The following is a 17,441-nucleotide window of genomic DNA, read 5'->3' on the forward strand; positions in this document are numbered from 1 at the left end:
CCAAAGCGGCCCCCTCCGGCCCGCTGGGGACGGCGTCTGGCCCCCCCATTACTTGCCTTGATGGCCTTGCTCGGCACATCCGCCTGCGCCCACAAGCCCGACGGCACCCCGATGCAGCCCGCCTTGGCGGGCCCGGAGGCCAATGACCCGCTGGAAGGGATGAACCGCGGCGTCTTCTGGTTCAACGACCAGGTGGACCAGGCCGTGTTGCGCCCGGTGGCCCAGGCCTACCGCTGGGCCATCCCGCCGGCCCTGCGCGACGCCGTGTCCAACGTGCTGAACAACGTGCGCTCCCCCCTCACCCTGGCCAACAACCTGCTGCAAGGCGACTTCGAGGGCGCTGGCGTGACGGTGGAGCGGTTCGTCATCAACTCCACGGTGGGCATCGGCGGCCTGGTCGACGTGGCGGCCGCCAATGGCATCCCCTATCATTATCAGAGCCTGAGCCAGACCTTCGCCGTCTGGGGCATCGACGAGGGCCCCTATCTGGTGCTGCCCTTCCTGGGCGCCTCCTCCGTCCGCGACGCCGCCGGCTTCGGGCTTGAGGCATGGGGCGATCCGGTCACCCGCGTCGCCGGCAACACCGACAACGACTGGGCCAACTATACCCGCGTTGGCTTGACGGTGCTCGACGCGCGGTCAACCTATTTCGAGGCGCTGGACGATCTGCGCAAGAACAGCGTCGATTACTACGCCGCCATCCGCGCCGCCTATCGGCAGCAACGCGACGGCTATATCCTGAACGGCAAGGCAGATCCGCGCCAATATCCCACCATTCCCGACTACTCCCAGAACCCCGACCCGTAATAGAAAGGCGCCCGGCGCCTGGGCGTCGGCCATGCCGCCGCCATGATGGAAGCGGGACGCCCGAAACTGTACTGACCCGCCGTGACCCCCATCACTGCATCAGCCCCCGTCCCCAGCGGACAGTCTTGACACACGAAGAGATCAACAAGGCCATGACCAACATGCTGACGCGCCGTACCCTTTTGCTCGGCACCGCCACGATGGGCCTCGCCCTTTCCCTGGGCCTGCCCTTCGCCACCCCCGCGCTGGCCGCCGCCGATGCCGGCGCGGCCGTGAAGTTCGTGCAGGGATTGGGCGACCGGGCCATCGGCGTCCTGTCCAAGCCCGGCGCCTCGAAGGCGGAAATCCAGTCCACCTTCACCCAGCTGCTGGAACAGAATTTCGACCTGCAGACCATTGGCCGCTTCGTCCTGGGCCGGTACTGGAACATCGCCAACGACGCCCAGCGTCAGGAATACATGAAGCTGTTCCAGACCATGATCGTCTCGGTCTACGCGGAACGGTTCAGCCAGTACGCCGGTGAGACGTTCAAGGTCGGCAACGCCCAGCCGGACGGTGAAAAGGACGCCATCGTCAACAGCCAGGTCATCCGTTCCAACGGTCCGGCGGTGAATGTCGACTGGCGCCTGCGTTCCAAGGACGGCAGCTTCCGCATCATCGACGTGGTGGTGGAAAACGTCAGCATGAGCCTGACGCAGCGTTCCGAGTTCGCCTCCGTGATCGAAAGCCATGGCGGCGACTTCAACGCCCTGCTGGAAGCCCTGCGCGACCGTATCCAGAAGGCCAACGCCGGCGTGGCCCAATAAAGCCGGCAGAATTGAGAGAATTGGCAGTTGGAATGGCGCCCCGGGGCAACGACCCCGGGGCGCCATTTCTTTTTGGCGCTGGGCACCGTAGCCTCCCTCCATGCTTGTGGAATGGATCACCAGCGGCCTGACGGCCTGCCCACCCGCCGCCCGGCGGCTGGGATATCATCGCGAAGCGGCGGCCATCGCTGCCCGGGGGCGCCGCCGCGCCCGCGACTGGGCGCCCCACCTGGAAAACAGCCGGCGGCAGGTGGCCGAGGCGGCGGAGCGGTTCGGCCGGGGCGGAACCCTGCTGGTCCTGGGCTCCGGCTCGCTGCTGGACCTGCCGCTGGTGGCGCTGCTGTCCCGCTTCGAACGGCTCATTCTGGCCGATATCGCCCATGGGCCGGCGGCTCGCTGGCGGGCTTGGCATGAGTCCCGGCTCCGTCTGGATCTCGTGGACCTGACCGGCCTGGTGGACCGCATCGCCGCCGGCCACCCTCTGGCACCCGGGTGTGACGCTTATGTCGGCACCGCCTTGGACTTGGTCGTGTCGCTGAACCTGGCGTCACAGCTGCCCCTGGCGGCACGGGGCCTGGTGGCGGCGCAAGAGGGGGAAGCGGCGGCCGATCGGCTGGCGGCGGACATCGTGCGGGCGCACCTCGACCACCTGGCGCGCCTGGCCACCCCCTGCCTGATCCTGGCGGATGTGGAGCGCCGGTGGCGGGACGGCCACGGACGCGTCCAGTCGGTCGAGGACCCGTTGTTCGGCCAGGCACTTCCGGGGAAACGCCTGGCCACATGGTCATGGGACGTGGCGCCGCCGGGTGAAATCTCCCGCGATACCGGCTTTGACACCACGGTGGCCGCGCATCTGCTGCCGCCGCCCCATCACTCCTGAGGCCGGAGCGGTCATGAGAATGTCATGCGCCCAGGGTCGCAACCGACGGTCGTTGATGATAGACGCCGCGCCATCGCAGGCCAGGGGCGCACGCCATGACCGAGGATTCACTACCTGAACGCACCAGCCTCTACCGGTTCATCATGCGCCGGGTGGGCGACCCCTGGGTCAGCGAGGACCTGGTGCAGGAAACCTTCATCCGGCTGTTCACCTATCGCCTGAAAAGCACGGTGGGGGACAGTGCCGCCCTATGCTTCCGCATCGCGCAGAACCTGGTGCGCGATCATTTCCGCGCCAGCCATCGCGCCGCGGCCGAAGAGCTGGGCGACGACCTGGCGTGCGACGCCCCCCGGGCGGAGGAGGTGATCATGCACCGTCAGCGCGTGGCCGCCTTTCAGCGGGCCTTGGAGGCCATGCCCCCCTTGCGCCGGGAGGTCTTCGTCCGCCGGCGCCTCAAGGGGGAAAGCCTCCGTGATATCGCGCAGGCCCTGGACATGAGCGAGGCGGCGGCGGAAAAGCATGTGGTGCGCGCCCTGGAGTGGTTGCACCAGGAAATGGCGCGCGGCGACCGCGCCCGCCCGCTGGCGAGCCGGAAGGAGGGCACGCCGTGATGGCCGACCACAGCACCAATGGCCCCCCCGATGTGGCGGAGGAGGCCGCCCGGTGGGCTTTGCGCCGTGCCGATGCCCCCCTGCCGCCGGCGGAGGAGGCCGCGTTCCAGGCCTGGCTGGCCGCCGACCCGCGCCACCGCGACCGGTACCAGGCGCTGGCCACCACCCTGGGGGATCCCGCCCTGGCGGAGGCGCTGGCCGCACTGGACGCCTCAGCCCCCGGCCGCAGTGCCACCCGGACCGCCGTGGTGGCCCGCGTGCTGCCCCGCCTCGCGCTGGCGGCCTGCGCCGTCGCGGCCATGGTCATGGCCTGGCCCACCCTGGATCGCGCGCTGGCCACGCCCCTGCGCTATGAGACGGCCAACGGCCAAGGGCGCAGCGTCGCCCTGCCGGACGGAACGCGGCTGGACCTCAACGGCGACACGGTGGTCGAGGCACGCTTGGGCCACGGCCACCGGTGGCTGACCTTGAGCCGGGGCGAAGCCTTCTTCGACGTGGCGCACGACAGCGACCGGCCGTTCGAGATTCAGGCCGGCGACCGCGCCGCGATCACCGTCCTGGGCACCGCCTTCGATATCGACCTGACCCGCGACGTGGTGGAACTGTCCGTCTATCGCGGCCGGGTGCGCCTCAGCGCCACCGGCGGCCGGCGCGAGCTGACGGCGGGACAGCGCGCCGATGTCCATAACGGCCAGCTTCAGGCCATGGCCGACTTCAACCCCACCGCCGAGGATTGGCGCCAGGGCTGGCTGGAAACGGAGGGCGTCACCCTGGGCCGGCTGGCCGAACGGCTGAGCCGCCGCAGCGCCGTGCCCATCGTGCTGACCGACAGCCGCTTGGCCGCGCGCCAGATCTCCGGCCGCTTCCGGCTGGATGATCCCGCCCGCCTGCTCGGCACCCTGGGCCGGGTCCACGGCTTCACCGTGGAGCGGGACGCCGATCGCCTGGTGCTGCAACCCACGGCGTAGGCCCCGTCTCATAAGCTTCACAAAATTCGCTGTCCGGTTTGCGAAGGCCCGACCGTCTTCCGGCCCGAGGTCGCGCCCACCGGGGGACGCGGCCACGGGATTTGGGGACAAGAATGAAGAACCTGGATACGGCCCTCGGCCGCGCCCTGCGCCACCTGCGCGCCTCAGCCTCCGCCCTGGCCCTGGCCACGGCGGCGATCACGACCACGGCGCCGGCCGCCCTGGCGGCGCAGAGCGTGACGCAATTCACCATCGCCGCCGGCGACCTGCGCGCCGCGCTCAACGCCTTCTCCCGCGCCACCGGCTTACAGGTGCTGGCCGACCCGGCGCTGCTGGACGGCAAGCGTACTGGCGGCCTCAGCGGCGCCTTCAGCACCCCGGACGCGCTGGGCCGCCTGCTGGCGGGCACCGGACTGGACTACACGCTGGACGGCGACAGCGTCGTGCTGAAGATGGGGGCCACCAAAGCCGCAACCTCCACCCCGCCCGTGAGCGCGGCCCCCGCCACCAGCCTGGCTGCCGCCGATGCCAGCCCGCTGGAGGAAATCATTGTCACCGGCTTTGCCGGCAGCGTCACCCGCGCCCTGGACACCAAGCGTCTGGCGGACAACGTGGTGGACGCCATTTCGGCGGAGGACATCGGTAAATTTCCCAGCCAGAACGTGGCCGAGGCCATGCAGCACATCCCGGGCGTCACCATCTCCCGCGATCGGGGCGAGGGCCTGTTCGTCCGCATCCGCGGCCTGGGCCCGGATTTCGAGGTCACCACCCTGAACGGCCGCAGCATGGCGGTGAACGAGAACGTGCGCGACAGCGGCCAATCGGGCCGCAACTTCCGCTTCGATACCCTGCCGTCCGAACTGGTGTCGGGTATCGAGGTGGTGAAAAGCCCCCTGGCCAGCCAGGATGAGGGCGCCATCGGCGGCCTGGTGAACATCCGCACCTTTCGCCCGCTGGAGCTGGGCGACCTGACCTTCACCGGATCGGCCAGCGGCAGCTACGCCCAGCTGGCCGACGCCGCCGACCCCCACGTCTCCGGTCTCACCAGCTGGAACAACGACGCCAAGACCTTCGGCGTCCTGCTGGCTGCCGTGTATGACGAGCGCACGGTGCGCCAGGATCGCGTGCTGGGCAGCAACTGGACCCTCTATCCCAACGGCATCGACACCAATGGCGACGGCAAGGCCGACAGCGGCCCGGTGATCGACGCCAGCGGCGTCCGCCCCACGCTGGAGATGCAGCACAGCCGCCGCGTGGGCATGAACGCGGCGGCGCAATGGGCGCCAAACGACAATTTGGAGGTCGGGCTGGACGTGCTGTTCACCCGGCTGAACATGCACTACGACGAAAAGACCTACTCCGCCGACTGGACCATATCCAAAGCGGTCCCGGGCAGCGTGGTCATCAAGGACGGCGCCGTTGTGGCGGCGACCGCCCCGGTCAGCGTGCAGATCGGCCGCGAGGAGTCCGACCTGCTGCACACCAACTATCAGGTGGGGCTGAACGGCAAGTACCGCATCGACGGCTGGACCCTGTCGGCCGACGGCGCCTACAACCGCGCCGACAGCGGCACGCCCACCCCCATCCGCCGGTCCCGCATCCTGGGGTCCGCCGGCCAGGTCAGCTTCAGCATGCCGTCGTCGGACGATGGCGTGCCCAGCCTGAACTATCTGACCGCCGACCTGAACTCCATCACCCTGCTGCCGGGCCGCCGGCTGGAATGGCGCACCGAAAACGCCAAGGACACGGAAGGCGCCATCCAGTTCGATGCGGAGCATGATTTGGACTGGGGCCCCTTCGCCAAGATCCAGATGGGCGCCAAGTATCGTGACCGGGGCCGCGACTACGACCGTCGCGACCTGACCATCACCAAGAACATCGCCGGCCAGTATTTCCCCGCCAGCTATTACGACAGCTTCCCGGTCAGCGGCTTCCTGGCCGACGCCTCCGGCACCCTGCCCCGCACCTGGCTGGTGCCGGACACCGGCGCGTTCTACAGCCGCATGGACCCCGCCGTGGTGGACCAGCCGCTGACGGCCGCCGACCTGCGCAATTCCTACAAGGTGACGGAGACCATCAGCGCCGGTTACGTCATGACCAGCCTGTCCACCACCCTGTTCGGCCTGCCCCTGCGCGGCGACGCCGGCGTGCGCGTCACCAACACCGACCAGACGTCCAGCGGCAGTGCCACCAGCGGCACCCGGGCCATCCCGGTGCGGTACGAGCGCATCTACACCAACGCCCTGCCCTCGGCCAACCTGGTGCTGGAGTTGCAGCCCGACGTGCAGCTGCACCTGGCGGCCTCCAAGGTCATCACGCGGCCGTCGCTGTCCAGCCTGGGCCCGCAGACCACGCTGAACTCCTCCAACACCATCTTCACCGCCACCGGCGGCAACCCGCAGCTGCGCCCCTATGAAGCCTGGCAGTACGACGCCTCGGCCGAGTGGTACTTCACCCGCAGCAGCGCGCTGATCGCCGACTTCTTCTACAAGGACATCAGCACCTTCACCTTCAACCAGGTGACCCCGCTGGTGGTGGACGGGCAAAGCTATCTGCTGACCGCGCCTGTCAATGGCGGCGGCGCCCATGTCATCGGTGGCGAGCTGGCTTATCAGCAGCTGTTCACCTTCCTGCCCGCCCCCTTCGATGGCCTGGGCTTCCTGGCCAACCTCACCATCACCAATTCCGGGGCGACCTACCACGACATCACCACCGGCCGCTTCTTCGAGGCCGATTTGGCCGGTGTGGCGCGGCACAGCTACAACCTGACCGCCTTTTACGAGAAGGGGCCCATTGGCGTGCGCGCGGCCTACAGCTGGACGGGCAACATCCTGAACCAGGTGGGCACCAACGGACTGTCGTCGGTCAACGACCGGGCCTTCGGCACCCTGGACCTGAACGCCACCTACGCGGTGGACGACCACATGACCCTGACGGCGGAGGCCATCAACGTGACCGGTTCAGCCCAGAGCCAGTATGTGAACAACGGCCTGTTCGCGACATACACCGACTTCGGCCGCACCTTCCGGTTCGGCGTGCGGGTGAAGTACTGATGGGCGGCAAGGCCCTGCTGCGGGGGCTGGCGGCGGCGATGCTGCTGCTGGCCCTGCCCGCCCGGCCGGAAGCGGCCGGGGCGCCGGCGGACCATCTGGAGCGGGTGGTCATCCTGACCCGGCACGGCATCCGCGCCGCCATGTCGACGCCGGAGGAGCTGGGCCGCTGGACGGCGGAGCCCTGGCCGGCCTTCGCCGTGCCGCCCGGCCACCTGACAGCCCACGGCTTCCGGGCCGCCGCCCTGTTCGGCGCCTATTACCGGGAGCATTACCGGGCGCTGGGTCTGCTGCCGCCGGGCGACTGCGCCGCCGCGGGGGTGCATGCCAACCTGCCCCAGCGCACGGTGGAAACGGGCCGGGCGCTGGCCGAACAGCTGTTGCCCGGCTGCCCCGCCCGCGTCGACACGGTGACGAGCAAGGCCGACCCGCTGTTCGATCCCGTGCCGGCGGGGGCCACGCATCTCGATCCCGACCTGGCGCTGGCCGCCGTGCGCGGCCGTATCGGCGATGCCACGGCCTGGACGGCGGCACATGCCGACACGGTGGCGGCCCTGCAACGGCTGCTGCTGAACTGCGCCCCGGCCGACTGCCGGACGCAAGCCCAGCCGGGCGGCAGGCTGGCCGGTCGCCGGTTGCTGACCGACGTGCCGTCCTCCCTGGAACGGGGCCAAGGCGATGACTGGCTGAACCTGCGAGGCCCCCTGGCCACGGCGTCGGGCCTGACGGAAAGCCTGATCATGGCCTATGCCGACGGGGCGCCGCTGTCCAGCCTGCTGGGCGGCCGGGTGGGCGCCGACGCGCTGAACCGCGCCGGGGCCGCGCACGCCGCCGACCTGGACGCCCGGCTGCGCACACCGTACATCGCCCGCGTGGGCGCCGGGCCGTTGGCGCGGCACTTGGTGGACCTGATGGCCGGCGAGGGCCCCGCCGTCACCGTGCTGGTGGGCCACGACGGCACCATCCTGCTTCTGGCCAGCCTGCTGCGCCTGGACTGGGTGCTGCCGGGCTATCAGCCCGACCAGGTGCCCCCGGGATCGGCGCTGGTGCTGGAACGCTGGCGCCGGGCGGACGGCCAAACCGTCATCCGCGCCCGCTTCACGGCGCAAAGCCTGGACCAGCTGCGCGCCCTGAGCCCGCTGACCGAAGCCCAGCCGCCCCTATCGGCGCCAGTTTTCATTCCAGGATGCAGCCAGGCGGGCCCGGCGATGGATTGTCTCCTGGGGCACTTCCGCCATGTCGTGGAGGATGCCACGCGGGATGGTTGATAAAGGGTCTTGAAGATCCCACCTCAACGGGGATCATTCACCGCCCAGAGGTCCCCGATGTCATCCATCGTCGTCTGCTATGGTCTGTTGGGTTTGGCCTTGGTGATCGCCGTGACTTTCCCCGACCTGCCCATCGGCCGGGCCCTGCGGCGACTGCTGGTGGAGATACCGGCCCAGGCCTTGCCATGGATATCACCACGGCAGATGCTGCTGGTGCTCGCGATGGCTGCCATCTGCGGATTGGCCTGGTATATGGCCAAGGGCGAAGCAGTTATCTTGGTGGCCAGCGGCCTGCCGGAGGGCATCGCCTGGCTGGGCATGCTGGACCTGGCCAGCGTCCTGGATCTGACGATCCTGGGATTGATGCTGGGCGCCACCCTGCGTTTGCGGATCGCGCGTGACGCCGTTATGGCCAAGGTACGCAACGCTTGGCGCGCGCTGCCCCGCGCCTTGATCGGTCGAATGGCCACATCCCGCCGGCCGCGACGGCACCGGACACGCCTATCGCCGCGCCGTCCCTCCGTTGACGCGGACGGTTGGGCCTACGCTTAAGTCACCTCTACAATGAAAACGGGGAGCGGCATCACCGCTCCCCGTTTCCTATTCCACCGAGCCTGACGCGCTTAGTTGCGCACCAGCGGGCGGTACTTGATGCGGTGCGGCTGGTCGGCAGCCGAGCCCAGGCGGCGCTTGCGGTCGGCTTCGTAGTCCTGGTAGTTGCCCTCGAACCAGACCACCTGGCTTTCGCCCTCAAAGGCCAGGATGTGGGTGGCGATGCGGTCCAGGAACCAGCGATCGTGGCTAATGACCACGGCGCAGCCGGCGAAGCTGACCAGCGCCTCTTCCAGGGCGCGCAGGGTTTCCACGTCCAAATCGTTGGTCGGTTCGTCCAGCAACAGGACGTTGGCGCCGGACTTCAGCATCATGGCCAAGTGCACGCGGTTGCGCTCACCGCCCGACAGCTGCCCCACCTTCTTCTGCTGGTCGGAGCCACGGAAGTTGAAGGCGGAGACGTAGGCGCGGCTGGGCATGGACTTCTTGCCCAGCTCGATGACGTCCAGGCCGCCGGAGATCTCTTCCCACACCGTCTTGTTGGGGTTGAGGGCGTCGCGGCTCTGGTCGACATAGCCCAGCTTCACCGTCTCGCCCACCTTGAAGGTGCCGGCGTCCGGCGTGTCCTGGTTGGTGATCATGCGGAACAGGGTGGTCTTGCCGGCGCCGTTGGGGCCGATGATGCCCACGATGCCGCCCGGCGGCAGGCGGAAGGACAGGTCGTCGATCAGCAGGCGGTCGCCGAAGCCCTTCTTCAGGTGCTCGGCCTCGATGACCACGTTGCCCAGGCGGGGCGGCACGGGGATGACGATCTGGGTGTCGGTGATCGCCTCCTTCGTGCTCTGGGCCAACAATTCCTCGTAGGCCTGGATACGGGCCTTGGACTTGGCCTGGCGCGCGCGCGGGCTCTGCCGCACCCATTCCAGTTCCTGGGCCAGCTGCTTCTGGCGGGCGTCCTCGGTGCGGCCTTCCTGGGCCAGGCGCTTTTCCTTCTGTTCCAGCCAGCTGGAGTAGTTGCCCTCGTAGGGGATGCCCGAGCCGCGGTCCAGTTCCAGGATCCAGCCGGTGACGTTGTCCAGGAAGTAACGGTCGTGGGTGACCATCACCACCGTGCCCTTGTAGTCGGCCAGGAAGCGCTGCAGCCAGGCGACGCTTTCCGCGTCCAGATGGTTGGTCGGTTCGTCCAGCAGCAGCATGTCGGGCTTGGACAGCAGCAGCTTGCACAGCGCCACGCGGCGCTTCTCACCGCCCGACAGCTTGGTCACGTCGGCATCGCCCGGGGGGCAGCGCAGGGCGTCCATGGCGATGTCCACGGTGCGCTCGATGTCCCAGGCGTCGGCGGCGTCGATCTTCTCCTGCAGCTCCGCCTGCTCGGCGATCAGCGCGTCGAAGTCGGCGTCCGGGTCCGCCATGGCGTTGCTGACCTCGTTGAACCGGTCCAGCAGGCCCTTGGTGGCGCCCAGGGCGTCCATGACGTTTTCCTGGACGTTCTTGTTGGGGTCCAGCTGCGGTTCCTGCGGCAGGTAGCCCACGGACACGCCGTCGGCGGCCCAGGCCTCGCCGTTGTAGTCCTTGTCCAGGCCGGCCATGATCTTCAGCAGGGTGGACTTACCCGAGCCGTTCACGCCCAGCACGCCGATCTTGGCGCCGGGGTAGAAGCTCAGCCAGATGTTCTCGAACACCTTGCGGCCGCCGGGGTAGACCTTGGTCACACCCTTCATCACATATACATATTGGTACGACGCCATGGGCTGTCTCTTCACAAAGGGTGGCAACAAGGGCAGGGTCGCAACCCAGCCGGCGACGCCTTTTACCCCACCATCCCACCCGCGCGCAACGCGGGCGGCACGCATTCGAAAGCCTTAAACCCTATGCTGGATATCTATGTCGATGCCGACGCCTGCCCCGTGAAGGAAGAGGTGTTCAAGGTGGCGGAGCGGTACCAGCTGAAGACCTACCTGGTGTCCAACGGCCCGCTGCGGGTGCCGCCCGGCGGGCTGGTGCAGTTGGTGGTGGTCAGCGACGGATTCGACGCCGCCGACGATTGGATCGCCACCCATTGCGGCGTCGGCGACATCGTCATCACCGCCGACATCCCCCTGGCCGACCGCTGCCTGAAAGCCGGCAGCCGGGTCATTGGCCCCACAGGCCGCCCCTTCACCCCGCAGTCCATCGGCACGGCCATCGCTACCCGCGCCTTGATGAGCGACCTGCGCGCCATGGGCGTGGTCCAGGGCGGCAACGCCCCCATGGCCAAGCGCGACAAGTCGCAGTTCCTGCAGGCGCTGGACCAAGCGGTGAACGCCGTCCGCAAGACCGGGAAATAAGACCGACGCCGCCAACCGGCGGCGATGTCACCGTCTGGTCACAGGACAAGCCCCCACCCGCCCCTTTCCCGCCCCAATGGCCCCCCACGCTGACGAGACAGCAGGCGGAGCGACCGCCAGCCGCAGCGATGGAGGGTTTGGGCATGCATCGTTATTCCGGGCGCAAATCCGTCCCGCTGGCGGCGGCGCTTCTGTCCCTATGCGTGGCCATGGGCGGCGGCGGCGCCTGGGCAGACACCCAGCACGGCGTGGACGCCTTCAAGCGCAAGGATTATCCCACGGCCCTGGCCGACCTGACGCCCGCCGCCGACAAGGGCGATGCCGAGGCGCAGACCTATCTGGGATGGATGTATGAGAAGGGCCTGGGCGTACCGGTGGACTACACCCGCGCCCGCACCTGGTACGCCAAGGCGGCCGGCAAGGGCCATGCCCACGCCCTGAACAATCTGGGCTCGCTCTACTACCTGGGCAACGGCGTGTCCAAGGACGCGCCCAAGGGCATCAGCCTGTTCCGCAAGGCGGCCAAGAAGGGCGACGCGCAGGCGCAGATGAACCTGGCGATGATCTATTACATGGGCCAGGACACGCCCAAGGACGATGTGGAGGCCGCCCACTGGGCCCGCGCCGCCGCTCGCCAAGGGGAGCCCCACGCCCAAACGCTGCTGGCCCGCCTCTACGACACCGGCGCCGGCTTGCCGCGCAACCCGGTGCTGGCCTATACCCTGGCCATGCTGTCGGGCGAGAACCCGGACTCCCACGCCCTGCGCACCCGCCTGGACGGCGAGCTGACGACCGCGCAAAAGGCGGAGGCTCAGACCCTGGCCAAGTCCTGGCAGCCGGGCCAGCCCCTGCCGACAGCGACGCGGACGTGATTGTCCGCCACTATCCCGCCTTAGTTGCTGATCACCCTCAGGCAACACGCCCGGCAACGGGCCAATGGAGGGGAGTATCAGATGGGGAACAGCAGGGTGGAATGGCTGCGCTGGTCGCGCGCCTTGATCTTGGCGGCGGGGGCCGCCGCCGGACTGACCATCGCGGTGGCACCCGCCGGCGCCGCGACGATACAGGCCGACATGCCACCGACATCCAGCATGCCGGCCGTACAACCCGCCGCCACATCCACCCTGGACCAGGGTATCGCGGCCTTCGAGGCGGGGAAGGAAAGCGAGGCGGTGGCCTTGCTGACGCCGCTGGCGGAAAAGGGTGATGCCGAGGCGCAAACCTATCTTGGATGGATCTATGAGGAGCCGTCGGTGACGATCGAGCCGGCCTCGGGCCGGGGCGCACCGCCACCGTTCGTCCATGACAACGTCAAAGCCCGCGCCTGGTACGAGAAGGCCGCCGCGCAGGGCCAAGCCCATGCCATGAACAACCTGGGCTCCCTCTATTTCCTGGGACGGGGCGTGCCTCAGGACCCCGCCAAGGGCCTCGCCCTGTTCAAACGGGCGGCGACCAACGGCGACCTCCAGGCGCAAAAGAACCTGGCCGCCATCTACAGCCTGGGTATCGGTACCCTGAAGGACCCCGAAGAGGCGGCGAGATGGGGGGCGGAGGCCGCGCAACAGGGGGATCAGCACGCGCTGTTTTACCTGAGCACCCGGTATGAGGTGGGTGACGGCGTGCCCAAGGATGCCGTCGCCGCCTATATCCTCCTGAACCTCAGCCACAAAACCAGCCCCGAGGCCGCCGCCCTGCGCGCGCGGTTGGAACAGCGGCTGTCCGCCGACGAGCGGCAATCGGCGCAGGACATGGCGGCGGACTGGCATGCCGGTACGCCGCTGCCGTTGCCCCTGCAGGCCCATGGGCTGTTGCACCCAGTGGCGCATTGATGCTTGCGCGCCACGCCCGCCACGGCGCGCCCGCCACCGGAATAGGAAAAGGGCCGCACCCCAACCGGGATGCGGCCCTTCTCTTTACTCAAGCACCCGACAGCCTCAGGCGGCCGGCTGCTCCGTCGGGGTCTCCGTCGGCAGGGCCGGGGCGTCACCCGCCTGCAAGGCGGAGAGTTCCCGGTCGCGCTCGGCGGCGATCTGCTTCAGGCGGTTCACGACACTGCCGGTACCGGCCGGGATCAGACGGCCGACGATGACGTTTTCCTTCAGACCTTCCAGATTGTCCGACTTGCCCTGGACGGCGGCTTCCGTCAGCACGCGGGTCGTTTCCTGGAACGACGCGGCCGAGATGAAGGAGCGCGTCTGCAGGCTGGCCTTGGTGATGCCCTGCAGCACCGGACGGCCGCGGGCGAACCGCAGACCACCCTCGCCCTCGTCCATGCGGGCCTGAACCTTGCGGTTCTCGGCCTCGAACTCGGCGCGGTCGACCTGCTCGGCGATCAGCAGCGTGGTGTCACCCGGCTCGTCGATCTCGACCTTCTGCAGCATCTGGCGAACGATCACCTCGATGTGCTTGTCGTTGATCTTCACGCCCTGCAGACGATAGACGTCCTGGATTTCGTTGGTGAGGTAAGAGGCCAGAGCCTCCACGCCCATGACGGCCAGGATGTCATGCGGGACGGGGTTGCCGTCCATCAGCAGGTCGCCCTTCTGGACATAGTCACCCTCCTGCACGGAGATGTGCTTGCCCTTCGGGATCAGGTACTCACGCGGCGTCTCGTTCTCGTCGTTGGGGACGACCACGATGCGGCGCTTCGTCTTGTAGTCCTTGCCGAACTCAACCCGGCCATCGATGTCCGAGATGATGGCGAAGTCCTTGGGACGACGGGCTTCGAACAGCTCCGCCACGCGCGGAAGACCGCCGGTGATGTCACGCGTCTTGGAGCTTTCACGCGGGATACGGGCCAGCACGTCACCGGCCTTCACATGCGCGCCATTCTCCACCGACAGGATGGCGTCCACGCTGAGGTAGTAGCGGGCCTCCACGCCGTTCGGCAGCTTGATGATATCGCCGTTGGCGTCGCGCAGGGTCACGCGGGGGCGGAGTTCCGCACCGCGCGGCTGCTGACGCCAGTCGACCACCACCTTGGACGAGATGCCCGTGGCCTCATCGACCACCTCACGCATGGACACGCCCTCGACCAGGTCGACGTAGTTGGCGGTACCCTCCCGCTCGGTGATGATCGGCAGGGTGTAGGGGTCCCACTCCGCCAGGCGATCGCCCTTTTTCACCAGCACGCCGTCCTCGACCAGCAGCTTGTTCAGCTTGGCGCCATAGGGGACGCGGTGACGGGCGCGCTCACGACCCTGCAGGTCGAACAGCGCCAGTTCCACGTTGCGGCCCATGATGACGGGAACGCCCTCGCCATTCAGAACCATGTTGCGGTTCTTCACGACGACCTTGGCATCAAGGCTGCTGTCCACGGACGACTGCTCGGCGCCACGCTGCGCCGCGCCACCGATGTGGAAGGTACGCATCGTCAGCTGCGTGCCGGGCTCACCGATCGACTGCGCGGCGATGACGCCGACGGCCTCACCGATGTTCACGGTGGTGCCGCGGGCCAGATCGCGGCCGTAGCAGCAACCGCAGACGCCCTCACGGGTCTCACAGGTCAGCACCGAGCGGATCAGCACGGTGTCGATGCCGGCGCGCTCGATCAACTCCACAGCCTGCTCGTCGATCAGGCCTGCGGCCGGAACGAGAACCTTGCCGCTCAGCGGATCGACCACGTCGACCGAGGCGCAACGGCCCAGGATGCGCTCCGACAAGGGCGAGATGACCTCGCCACCGTCGATGACGGCACGCATGGTCAGGCCCTTGGTGGTGCCGCAATCATGCTCGACGACGATGGCGTCCTGCGCGACGTCGACCAGACGGCGCGTCAGGTAACCGGAGTTCGCCGTCTTCAAGGCGGTGTCGGCCAGACCCTTACGGGCACCGTGGGTGGAGTTGAAGTACTCCAACACGGTCAGGCCTTCCTTGAAGTTCGAGATGATGGGCGTCTCGATGATCTCGCCCGAGGGCTTGGCCATCAGGCCGCGCATACCGGCCAGCTGCTTGATCTGGGCGGCGGAGCCACGGGCACCGGAGTGCGCCATCATGTACACCGAGTTGACGCCGACGCCGGGGCGAGGCTGCTCGATGACCTTCATCATGGCGCCGGCGACCTTTTCGGTCGTTTCCGACCAGACGTCGACCACCTTGTTGTACTTTTCGCCCTGGGTGATCAGGCCGTCCAGGTACTGCTGCTCGTACTCCTTGACGCGCTCCTGCGCCTCGTGGATCAGCGTCTCCTTCTCGGCCGGGATGACCATGTCGTCCTTGCCGAAGGAGATGCCGGCGCGGCAGGCGTGGCTGAAACCCAGCTTCATCAGGCGGTCGGCGAAAATCACCGTCTCCTTCTGACCGCAATGGCGGTAGACGGCGTCGATGATGTTGCCCACGTCCTTCTTGGTCAGCAGCCGGTTGATCATCTGGAAGCTGATCGCCGGATGCCGCGGCAGGATTTCCGACAGCAGCATGCGGCCAGGCGTGCTCTCCACGCGGGTCACGATGGGGTTACCATCCTGGTCCACGGTGTGGTAGCGGGCCTTCACCTTGGAATGCAGGGTGACGACCTTGGCCGCCAGGGCCTGCTCGATCTCGCCGATGTCGGTGAAGGCCATGCCCTCGCCCACCGCGCCCGGCAGTTCCATCGTGATGTAGTACAGACCCAGGACGATGTCCTGGCTGGGGACGATGATGGGCTTGCCGTTGGCGGGCGACAGGATGTTGTTGGTCGACATCATCAGGACGCGCGCTTCCAGCTGGGCCTCAAGGCTCAGCGGGACGTGCACGGCCATCTGGTCGCCGTCGAAGTCGGCGTTGAAGGCGGTGCAGACCAGCGGGTGCAGCTGGATGGCCTTGCCTTCGATCAGGGTCGGCTCGAAGGCCTGGATGCCCAGACGGTGCAACGTGGGCGCCCGGTTCAGCATGACCGGGTGCTCGCGGATAACCTCTTCCAGGATGTCCCATACCTCGGGACGCTCCTTTTCCACCATGCGCTTGGCCGCCTTGATGGTGGAGGCCATGCCGTACAGTTCCAGCTTGGCGTAGATGAAGGGCTTGAACAGCTCAAGCGCCATCTTCTTCGGCAGGCCGCACTGGTGCAGCTTCAGTTCCGGGCCCACGACGATGACCGAACGGCCGGAATAGTCGACGCGCTTACCCAGCAGGTTCTGACGGAAGCGGCCCTGCTTGCCCTTCAGCATGTCGCTGATGGACTTCAGCGGGCGCTTGTTGGCGCCGGTGATGACGCGGCCGCGGCGGCCGTTGTCGAACAGGGCGTCGACGGCCTCCTGCAGCATGCGCTTCTCGTTGCGCACGATGATGTCGGGCGCGCGCAGCTCGATCAGCCGCTTCAGGCGGTTGTTACGGTTGATGACGCGGCGGTACAGGTCGTTCAGGTCGGACGTGGCGAAACGGCCGCCGTCCAGCGGGACCAGCGGGCGCAGTTCCGGCGGAATGACGGGAACGACGTCCAGGATCATCCATTCCGGACGCGAGCCGGACTCCAGGAAGGCCTCGATGAGCTTCAGACGCTTGACCAGCTTCTTCCGCTTGGCCTCGCTGGAAGTCTCCTTCAGCTCCTCGCGGACGGTCTTCATCTCCTCTTCCATGTCGATGGCGGAGAGAAGGACCTTGATGGCCTCGGCGCCGATGGACGCGGTGAAGGCGTCCTCGCCGTACTCGTCCTGGGCCTGGATGTACTCCTCCTCCGACAGAAGCTGGTGCAGCTTCAGCGGGGTCAGGCCGGGCTCGGTGACGACGTAGTTCTCGAAGTACAGGACCCGTTCCAGATCCTTCAGCGTCATGTCCATGAGCAGGCCAATGCGGCTCGGCAGGCTCTTCAGGAACCAGATGTGCGCGACCGGCGAGGCCAGCTCGATGTGGCCCATGCGCTCGCGCCGGACCTTGGCCAGCGTCACTTCGACGCCGCACTTCTCGCAGATGATGCCGCGGTACTTCATGCGCTTGTACTTGCCGCACAAGCACTCGTAGTCCTTGATCGGGCCGAAGATGCGGGCGCAGAACAGGCCGTCGCGCTCCGGCTTGAAGGTGCGGTAGTTGATGGTCTCGGGCTTCTTGATCTCGCCGAACGACCAGGACCGGATGCGCTCGGGGCTGGCGATCGAGATACGGATCTGATCGAAGCTCTGCGGCCCCTGCACCTGGCCGATAATGTTCATCAACTCATTCATAAGCCGTCTCCCCTGGGAAGGGCTGGGAATTCTGTATG

General features: G+C 67.7%; 13 protein-coding genes. 11 read left to right on the forward strand and 2 right to left on the reverse strand.

Annotated features, from left to right (window positions below):
- Positions 1-60 precede the first annotated feature (60 nt).
- From UCD39_RS16075 to UCD39_RS16110, 8 genes are all read left to right on the forward strand, one after another.
- Positions 61-807 (forward strand): MlaA family lipoprotein, encoded by a 747-nt coding sequence (locus UCD39_RS16075; RefSeq protein ID WP_145736099.1) that lies wholly within the window; start codon positions 61-63, stop codon positions 805-807.
- A gap of 125 nt (positions 808-932) precedes the next feature.
- Complete coding sequence (locus UCD39_RS16080; protein WP_246130870.1) at positions 933-1,613, forward strand: MlaC/ttg2D family ABC transporter substrate-binding protein; 681 nt, start codon at positions 933-935, stop codon at positions 1,611-1,613.
- Between the two features lie 100 nt (positions 1,614-1,713).
- Positions 1,714-2,493, forward strand: a complete 780-nt coding sequence (locus UCD39_RS16085) for a hypothetical protein (RefSeq protein WP_330496955.1) — start codon at positions 1,714-1,716, stop codon at positions 2,491-2,493.
- Positions 2,494-2,588: 95 nt separating this feature from the next.
- Positions 2,589-3,104, forward strand: coding sequence for an RNA polymerase sigma factor (locus tag UCD39_RS16090; protein WP_330496956.1), 516 nt, complete (start codon positions 2,589-2,591; stop codon positions 3,102-3,104).
- Positions 3,104-4,072 carry a FecR family protein gene (locus tag UCD39_RS16095; protein WP_330496957.1) on the forward strand — a complete coding sequence of 323 codons (969 nt, stop codon included), beginning with the start codon at positions 3,104-3,106 and terminating at the stop codon, positions 4,070-4,072. The genes UCD39_RS16090 and UCD39_RS16095 overlap by 1 nt, the downstream gene beginning before the upstream one ends.
- Positions 4,073-4,185: 113 nt before the next feature.
- Positions 4,186-7,125: a TonB-dependent receptor gene (locus UCD39_RS16100; protein WP_330496958.1), complete on the forward strand. Its 2,940-nt coding sequence runs from the start codon at positions 4,186-4,188 to the stop codon at positions 7,123-7,125.
- Positions 7,125-8,390, forward strand: a complete 1,266-nt coding sequence (locus tag UCD39_RS16105; RefSeq protein WP_330496959.1) for a histidine-type phosphatase — start codon at positions 7,125-7,127, stop codon at positions 8,388-8,390. The genes UCD39_RS16100 and UCD39_RS16105 overlap by 1 nt, the downstream gene beginning before the upstream one ends.
- A 57-nt stretch (positions 8,391-8,447) precedes the next feature.
- Entirely contained in the window at positions 8,448-8,942 is a 495-nt protein-coding gene (locus tag UCD39_RS16110) for a hypothetical protein (protein WP_330496960.1), read from the forward strand.
- Between the two features lie 71 nt (positions 8,943-9,013).
- Here the strand turns inward: UCD39_RS16110 and ettA are convergent, their stop codons facing one another.
- Positions 9,014-10,690: an energy-dependent translational throttle protein EttA gene (gene ettA / locus UCD39_RS16115; RefSeq protein WP_330496961.1), complete on the reverse strand. Its 1,677-nt coding sequence runs from the start codon at positions 10,688-10,690 to the stop codon at positions 9,014-9,016.
- A gap of 126 nt (positions 10,691-10,816) precedes the next feature.
- On the opposite strand from ettA, the gene UCD39_RS16120 reads away from it, so the two are divergent.
- The 3 genes from UCD39_RS16120 (at position 10,817) to UCD39_RS16130 (ending at position 13,098) form a co-directional block, all read left to right on the forward strand.
- Positions 10,817-11,269 (forward strand): YaiI/YqxD family protein, encoded by a 453-nt coding sequence (locus UCD39_RS16120; protein ID WP_330498471.1) that lies wholly within the window; start codon positions 10,817-10,819, stop codon positions 11,267-11,269.
- Between the two features lie 143 nt (positions 11,270-11,412).
- Complete coding sequence (locus tag UCD39_RS16125) at positions 11,413-12,141, forward strand: tetratricopeptide repeat protein (protein ID WP_330496962.1); 729 nt, start codon at positions 11,413-11,415, stop codon at positions 12,139-12,141.
- A gap of 81 nt (positions 12,142-12,222) precedes the next feature.
- Positions 12,223-13,098 (forward strand): tetratricopeptide repeat protein, encoded by an 876-nt coding sequence (locus UCD39_RS16130; protein ID WP_330496963.1) that lies wholly within the window; start codon positions 12,223-12,225, stop codon positions 13,096-13,098.
- 105 nt (positions 13,099-13,203) lie between these two features.
- Here UCD39_RS16130 and rpoC read toward each other — a convergent pair whose 3' ends face one another.
- Complete coding sequence (gene rpoC, locus UCD39_RS16135) at positions 13,204-17,403, reverse strand: DNA-directed RNA polymerase subunit beta' (RefSeq protein ID WP_330496964.1); 4,200 nt, start codon at positions 17,401-17,403, stop codon at positions 13,204-13,206.
- Positions 17,404-17,441 lie beyond the last annotated feature (38 nt).

Origin of the sequence: Nitrospirillum karajorum, assembly GCF_036348415.1 — a bacterium.
Lineage (GTDB): Bacteria > Pseudomonadota > Alphaproteobacteria > Azospirillales > Azospirillaceae > Nitrospirillum > Nitrospirillum amazonense_B.